General features: G+C 63.8%; 10 protein-coding genes and 1 pseudogene. 1 reads left to right on the top strand and 10 read right to left on the bottom strand.

Annotated elements, in window-relative coordinates; all coding sequences use genetic code 11:
* A pseudogene (locus tag ASG84_RS18880) lies at nucleotides 1-342 on the bottom strand (hypothetical protein); the annotation flags it as partial.
* Between the two features lie 395 nt (nucleotides 343-737).
* Here ASG84_RS18880 and ASG84_RS18875 point away from each other — a divergent pair.
* Nucleotides 738-926, top strand: coding sequence for a hypothetical protein (locus tag ASG84_RS18875; protein ID WP_156399609.1), 189 nt, complete (start codon nucleotides 738-740; stop codon nucleotides 924-926).
* 341 nt (nucleotides 927-1267) lie between these two features.
* Here the strand turns inward: ASG84_RS18875 and ASG84_RS27555 are convergent, their stop codons facing one another.
* The 9 genes from ASG84_RS27555 to ASG84_RS18845 form a co-directional block, all read right to left on the bottom strand.
* Nucleotides 1268-1405, bottom strand: coding sequence for a hypothetical protein (locus ASG84_RS27555; RefSeq protein ID WP_156399607.1), 138 nt, complete (start codon nucleotides 1403-1405; stop codon nucleotides 1268-1270).
* Nucleotides 1402-2028, bottom strand: a complete 627-nt coding sequence (locus ASG84_RS18870; RefSeq protein ID WP_057478567.1) for a hypothetical protein — start codon at nucleotides 2026-2028, stop codon at nucleotides 1402-1404. Before ASG84_RS18870 ends, ASG84_RS27555 begins: the two co-directional genes overlap by 4 nt.
* Nucleotides 2025-2189: a hypothetical protein gene (locus ASG84_RS27550; RefSeq protein ID WP_156399606.1), complete on the bottom strand. Its 165-nt coding sequence runs from the start codon at nucleotides 2187-2189 to the stop codon at nucleotides 2025-2027. Before ASG84_RS27550 ends, ASG84_RS18870 begins: the two co-directional genes overlap by 4 nt.
* Nucleotides 2186-2986 (bottom strand): DUF6551 family protein, encoded by an 801-nt coding sequence (locus ASG84_RS18865; RefSeq protein WP_057478566.1) that lies wholly within the window; start codon nucleotides 2984-2986, stop codon nucleotides 2186-2188. The genes ASG84_RS27550 and ASG84_RS18865 overlap by 4 nt, the downstream gene beginning before the upstream one ends.
* A 935-nt stretch (nucleotides 2987-3921) precedes the next feature.
* Nucleotides 3922-4545, bottom strand: a 624-nt coding sequence (locus ASG84_RS28325; RefSeq protein WP_235581738.1) for a hypothetical protein, incomplete at its 3' end; no start/stop codon positions are given.
* Nucleotides 4542-4874 carry a DUF7352 domain-containing protein gene (locus ASG84_RS18855; protein WP_057478564.1) on the bottom strand — a complete coding sequence of 111 codons (333 nt, stop codon included), beginning with the start codon at nucleotides 4872-4874 and terminating at the stop codon, nucleotides 4542-4544. The genes ASG84_RS18855 and ASG84_RS28325, both read right to left, overlap by 4 nt.
* Nucleotides 4874-5596 carry a hypothetical protein gene (locus ASG84_RS18850; RefSeq protein WP_057478563.1) on the bottom strand — a complete coding sequence of 241 codons (723 nt, stop codon included), beginning with the start codon at nucleotides 5594-5596 and terminating at the stop codon, nucleotides 4874-4876. The genes ASG84_RS18855 and ASG84_RS18850 overlap by 1 nt, the downstream gene beginning before the upstream one ends.
* A gap of 3 nt (nucleotides 5597-5599) precedes the next feature.
* Complete coding sequence (locus ASG84_RS27545; RefSeq protein WP_156399605.1) at nucleotides 5600-5776, bottom strand: hypothetical protein; 177 nt, start codon at nucleotides 5774-5776, stop codon at nucleotides 5600-5602.
* Between the two features lie 3 nt (nucleotides 5777-5779).
* Nucleotides 5780-7045 (bottom strand): ParB/RepB/Spo0J family partition protein (locus ASG84_RS18845; RefSeq protein WP_057478562.1); only part of this gene is annotated, 1266 nt, incomplete at its 5' end.

Raw genomic sequence — 7045 nt, 5'->3', positions numbered from 1 at the left:
ACTGCGCGTCCCTGCGTCGTCGCGTCCGGCGAGTACCGCTTCGTCTGCGTCGCGTCCGGCGAGTACGCCTTCGCGGGAGCTACCCGTCGAAGACAACCCTGCATCGGAACGCGGAGACGAAACCAACCCGTCATCGGAACGCGGCGGCGAGACCACGACCTGTGTGTGCTGCTCGGCGACAGCGCGGGGAGCTGGACGTAACTCCATCCCCGCGGCCTTCGGTGTGCGGTTGCCCTTGCTCGAATTGCAAGGCTGGCACGCGATCACGATGTTGCGTGCACCGTTCGTCACCGAAGGGTCGACGTGTTCGAGATTCGGTTTGACACCAGACTTGTTGTCCATGCGCTTGACCACGGTTCCGCAGTACCGGCATTGCGCCGCCATCTGCTTCGCCGGGACATTGGGATCGATGCAATCCCGCGCCCACTCCGCAGTACCGGCATTGCGCCGCCATCTGCTTCGCCGGGACATTGGGATCGATGCAATCCCGCGCCCACACAGCCGCAACAATTTTCGCGTCCTTCAGCTCGGCGGCCTTGCGCCGCTTGAGCCGCACCGCTGCGCCTGTGTCGTATCGCAAGTCGAACCAGTCATGGAACAGGAATGTCCCGTCCGCGACCGGCGGGCACCGAGGGCACTCATGCCCCGGCGCGTGCCACAAACCGACCTCGACCAACATCGTGGCGGCGTCGAGGCTCATTCGACTGTCGAGAAGAATCCTCGCGACGTCGGCACGTTTGACCACTCCATCGCTACCCGCTGCCTGCGACGTGGTTCCCGAGATCGACCAGACGGTGAACGCTGCACAGCCAGACATGTCGCCGTCGAGTGTGGGATCCAACAACGCCTTGATCTTGCGGTTGTTGGACAACTCGTCGACCAGCTGGAAGAACGGCAACGGACATCCTTTGTCGGAGAACGGGTAACAACGGGGGCGAGACGATTAATGGTTAAGGGGCGGTGCCCTCGCGAATGCACGCACTGGTTTCTCCTTTGGTCAGGACGGGTGATCGGGGCAGAGATCGCGGTTGTTGCGCTTGATCCACGAGTGACGTCGGGCGAGGTCGAACGCCTCCCGTGCGGTGTCGACGTAGAAGTGGGCGACCTTCCCGCACGAATCGCAGGTGATCTTCCAACCCTTCATCCCACTGTCGTGGATGGTCCGGATCATGGCCGGCCTCGACGCTCGAGATACACCNGGCGACCTTCCCGCACGAATCGCAGGTGATCTTCCAACCCTTCATCCCACTGTCGTGGATGGTCCGGATCATGGCCGGCCTCGACGCTCGAGATACACCTCGCCGAACGCCACGGCCGCCGACGTCACACGGAACGCGACGAAGAACACCGCCGACGTCGCGAGACCCAACGCCACCACGACCGAACCGATCTCGCTGCGGCTCATCCTTCCGCGCTCGAACCATCGGTCAACGTGTCGTACCAGCGCTGAACCCAGCGAGCGTCACCGATCGCGGTGTGCCGTTCCTCGTCCGACGGGGGCTGCACTCCGCAGAGCTCGGAGAGAGCATCGGACTTGATCGGCAGATCCAGCAGCTGCCGTGGATACGGTCCTGCTCGATGCAGGTAGCCGAGGGCGACTGCCTCAACATCTATCAGGTGGTAATGCCATGCCGCGCAGAGCTTGTGGCGACGAAGCATCGCAGCCAGACACTCGGTGTCGAAGTTAGGTACCGCACCGACGATCGACGCGCCGCGGGTCATCCGCTCGATCATGAGCGCGGCCTTCGCCTCGGTGGCCAGCCACACGTCCGGTGACAACTGAAGCGCCTCGTGGTCCGGGTGCAACGTCATCGGAGAATCGGTGCGGAACGACGGGTGATTGCTGTAAAAGTGCCCGACGTTGAGACCGATCAGCTCGGCCGCCGACAGATCCACGTCGTCGACATACACCTGCAGTTCTGACGTGCGACCCGACGGCTCGCGGCGAATCAGCGCGATCTCCCACGGCCGCCGGTCGTGATGCAGTCCAGTGGTTTCCGTGTCCAGGAACACCAGTGCGTTTGTCACAGTTCGCCTCTCAGGATTCGGGCTTCGGGAGAATTGCTGGAATAGCTGCGAGCGCGGGTCGAATCCGGCTCACGCAGTACCGACCATGCGAGCGCGTAGAGGGCGATACCGGCGGCCACAACGAAGACCATCCATGGGTAGGTCTGTACGAGCGCGATCATCCGCGGATCGCTTTCTCGTCGAGCTTCGGTCCGCGTTCGCGGTTGTACAGGCGAACCAGCACGACGGCGACCATCGTTGCGAGGGATCCCGACTCGAACTCACGCAGGCTCTGTGCTTGTGCGCGGATCTGACGGGGCGTCATCTCGACCATGGCATCGGCTAGTCGGCCGGTCTTGAAGGTCGCTCCCGCTTCGACGTCGTCGAACGAGTCGAGCAGGATACCGACGCCGGCGACGACTGCGCCTTCGAGAGCATCGACGGACGGCGGCCACGTGTCGGTGATCAGGAATAACGTGTTGACGACGAGGGACTGTCCGCCCTTGCGGAGCAGCTTCTCCAGGCTGGTGATGCACCGCAGATTCTTCGGTCCGGGTCGAGGGTTGATCTCCAAGCCGAGTTGGGTGACTGCGTCTTCGATGACAGTGACATCGGGATCGCCGGCGGCTTTCCGTGCCCGCCACCGGTCCCACGTCGAGATGGGTTTGGTCTTGCGGTCGATGTCGTCGAACAGTTGCGCTTCGCCTGCCAAGTCGAGTCCGGTATGGACGTTGACGACGAGGTGCGCGTCAGGGTCGCGAAGTCCAGCTGCGGCCCAGCGGTGTTGACCGTTGATGATCGCGAACCGTGGATTGGCCTGCTCGCCGCGATCCGAGACGTCGAGGACGCCAACAAGGCGCGGGTCCCACTCGGCTGCGATCTTGCGTACTCGCTTGACGTCGCAATCACGCTGGTAGGTGTCGTCGACGAACAGATCGGTGACGGCCACAGCCATCGGGAACGAGGTTGGTGTGGTCATGGTGGTCAGAGCCCCTGCTCGGCGTAGTAGTCGGACAACTTCATGGGCGTCCAGTAGCTGGCGAACTTCTCGCTCGGCTTCGGGCCTCGCTTGTCGAACGGATCGCCTGGGCACGCAGCTGTGACGACGCCGTTGGCGACGGTTATGTGAGCCGACGTGCAGGAGTAGCCGCCGTCGCCGGTCGCGCCGACGGTGATCATGGTGGGCAGGCCGGTAAGCCGCTCGGCGATCGACGCCGGTCCTCTCACGTACGGCATCGACCGGCCGAGTGCCTTGCCTGCTTCAGTCCGGGTGTCCGCAATCCAGCACCCAGTGCGGCGGTTGAACTTCCAGCCCGGGTGCGGTGCCTCGGCGGCCTTGCGGCGGTACTTGGTGTCGTCACCCTCGACGTACTCGAATCCTGCGAACCAGCGGTCCAGGGTGACGCCGTTGTAGCGGACCTGATACTCGCGGTCTGCGGAATCCATCGGGTAGGTGTCTGCCCAGTCGTCGCACTCGGCCTTGAAGTTCTCACGCCGCGTTTCGGCCTTGGTCAGNACCTGATACTCGCGGTCTGCGGAATCCATCGGGTAGGTGTCTGCCCAGTCGTCGCACTCGGCCTTGAAGTTCTCACGCCGCGTTTCGGCCTTGGTCAGCGCCTCAACGAGATCCGTTGCGGTGCTTCGATAGACGTGCGTGACAGGCCACCTCATCGGACACCTGCGATCATCGAGGCGGCGCGCTCGGCATAGGTGACGGACTCGTTCTGCATCTTCTCGTGGAGATAGCAGGTGTGGCGGCCATGCGCGGTGTATCCGAGAGACCAGCGGTACGCCTCCCACCAGTCGACGCCCGAACGTCGCCAGAACTGCAGCGCCCCTTTGAGTGCTTTGCGGCGCAGGTCTTCCATCCATGCGGGGACGTCGACCAATGACAGGCTGGTGATCAGCTGCGCNACGTCGCCAGAACTGCAGCGCCCCTTTGAGTGCTTTGCGGCGCAGGTCTTCCATCCATGCGGGGACGTCGACCAATGACAGGCTGGTGATCAGCTGCGCGAGATCGCCGAGGGCGTTGCCTTCCGGGAGTTCGGAGATCGGGTCACCGGGTGCGGAGAACTGCAGCACCTGGAAACGGTCGGAGGGGATGTAGCGGCCGCCGAGGATGCCTTGCCCGCCGCGGTTGACGCCGATGATCTGGCTCTTGTGACGCGAYGGGTCGGAGAGCAGGGCGACTGCGCGAATGATCAGGCCCCAATGCTGGCCGGCACCGATCTGCGCGGCGACATTACCGGCGACCTGCGCGCCGCCCGAGTAGCCRAGAAGGATTGCGCCCGGGTACTTCCTGATCAATTCGAGCAGCGCCTGTTCGGCGTGGAGAACGTTGGCTGTGAAGCTGCGCCCGTCCCACCGCGGTACCGGTCCGAACGCGGCCGACCACACCAGTTCGATGATCAGGTACTTCTTCGGATCGAGCTTCATGGTGACACCGGACAGRCTGTTGGTGCCGTACGGTTCGCCGATTCCTCGGCAGGTGATGATCACTTGCATGTCGCTGGTTACCTCCGGGGCTGCGGCGGTCATCGGATTGCYATCCCGTCTGTCGAGGTCTCGAAGCGGTAGAAGACGTGCCACACCAGCCCGAGGGCAGTGACGACGGTGCCGAGGAAGTGAGTCGCGTCCTCCGCTTCGACGWCGTGGCCGGTGCCCGMGATATGGAACACCGCGTACCGCCCTGTCTCGGTGGCGTAGCGGTCGGCCTTGGGCACGCGTACCCATACGTCCACCGAGAGCCCGGGGCGTTCACGGCAGTCGGCGACCGACAGCACCACCGAATTCGGACTGATGGGGAGGTAGAACTCCGGYGCGTCGAGGCGGATCGARTGCCGGAAAACGTTGAAGGTGTTGGACATCAGCTCGCCGCCTCGTCGTGGTTGTWGCTGTACGCGGGGTCAGGGAGGCGGGACGACCACGCCACCGACCACTCCTTGTTTCGCGYCGCGTCTTCTTCGCCGATRTTGAGGGGCATCAGCAACCCCAGGAACGACTCCCCCGCCCGGATCAACAGGGATCGGAACCCCGTGTGAGATTCGAGCAGGAGCGGCTTCACATAGGCGGAGGCAGCGACAGCGAACCGTGCGAACCGCGGACCGTCGACGGCGAGCTCCTCGATCAACACGGGCGCAGAGTGATGCGCCCGCGAGATCATCTTCGGGATTTCGAGGAACTGCTCATCGGTCGGCAGCCGCGGGATCTTGTACGAACGGCCATCGACGAACCCTGCACAGTCGACGAGGGTCACGAACTCGTCGTCGGCCTCGATGCGCACCTGAAACTCAGGGGCATCCGAGTCTGCTTTCTCTTTGCCGGCCTTGAAGATCGAGAGGATCTTCTTCACGTCCTCCGGCAGAACATCGATCGTCGCSAGGCCCGGTTCGACCTGCTCCCAGATCGACACGATCGCCTGCCCCATCGAGAAGCGGTCGGTGGCCATGACCCACAGGTTGACCGGGTCTACGAGCAACCGGACGCGGGTGTAGGTCGGTAGGTGTTCGTCGTTGCCGGCGTGCACGACGACCGATGAGAGCGCCGCGCGGAGGTCTGCGGTGCCGACGGTGATGATGACGTCGCTCATGGTCTACGTCCTTCCTGCTCGGTGGTGCCGTTGTCCGGGGATAGGGATGGCGAGTTGGCCTTCGACTTCGGTGTGCGGGGCCGCTTCCTTGCCCGCGATGTACCGGTGGAGACCGATCTGCCGCTCCGGAGGGAGGGACAGGAACCACTCCTGTGCGGCAGCGAGTGCAGCGGAGTCCACCTTCTACTCCTTCGCATCGGCCGCGACCGCGTCACGCGCGTCGAGCAGGCCCTGTTCGACGTCGGAGTACTCGTATCCGAACAGCTCGGTCAGATCGTGATGCCATGCGTCAAGCGCCGGGTACGATTCGCGAGTCCAAGCGAACACACCCGCCAGGTCGCGTTCCTGCAGTACGTGCATCAGCAGGTACGCGGAGACGGCGAGTTGTTCAAGGCTCATCTTGTTGACGTGCCGTTCGATCTCGGCGTGGTCGTTCTCGTCGTCGTCCTTCGTCATCGGCGGGACACCGAGCAGCTCCATCGCAACGGATTTGGTGTAGGGCGCGGACGTGGCGCGTTCCAAGACGAGGATGCGCAGGCTGCGGATTGCCAGGTCTTTCGACTGCTGTGCCGCCGCCATTGCCAGGTGGCGGCGGCGCACAGTCGCGGCGGTGCGCAGATTCTCTTCGAGCTTGGCCTTCCGGTCTCGTTCTTCCCGCGCCTCCACCTGTGCCGGTGTCTCGGGTGACGGTGCTGTCGAACCCTTATCAGTGACGTTGTCGGTGCTCCCAGCGTCGGCGAACACCGACTTGTAGAACCAGGTGATGCCGTCCTCGGAATGCTGGTTCGGCATCGCGGCCCGCTCGGCACCCTCTGGCACCTCGTCCTCGTCGTCGATCTCATACCACTCGAACGTCTCGACAGTCGGGTCGGTCTCCGCCGCAGTGCTGGCGGCTTCGACTTCCTCGTCGAGCTGCTCGTTGGTGACGACGCGAATCCCTTTGTCGGTCAGCTCCTTCACGAGCTTCGCTTCACGCTTGACCCACTCGCGCTGCTTGCGGGCATGTTCGAGGTTGAAGGCGAAGTTGGAGGTGCCGAGGAACAGGGCGAGACGGTCGTACACCGCCTGATCGTCTGCGAACTCGGTGAGCGCGAGCGCGTCCTCGATCGTGACCTGACGAGCGACGAGCCTGTCCCGCAGCGTCTGCGGTGCGTTCGCGAGCTTGATCCGATCCCTGATGGTCTTCTGCTTGTGACCGGTGCGGGTAGCGAGTCCCTTGAGGTCGACGTCGTCGAACTCGAGCAGAGATTGGTACGCGTTGCCCTCCTCCACGACGTTGAGATCTGAGCGGTGCAGATTTTCGGTCAGCATCACTTCGAGCTGCGCCCGGTCGTCGCCAGCGAGGTCGAACCGGACGATGCACGGCACCGTCTTCAGTACCGCCTTCTTCGCGGCCGCGTGACGGCGATGCCCGGCGATAAGCGTGTACTTCCCCTTCGCCTTCGCGGG

It is taken from the genome of Rhodococcus sp. Leaf278 (genome assembly GCF_001426085.1).
In the GTDB taxonomy this organism is placed as follows: domain Bacteria; phylum Actinomycetota; class Actinomycetes; order Mycobacteriales; family Mycobacteriaceae; genus Rhodococcoides.
Note: the sequence above shows the minus strand (reverse complement) of the source record. Positions and strands in the feature narration are given on the sequence as shown.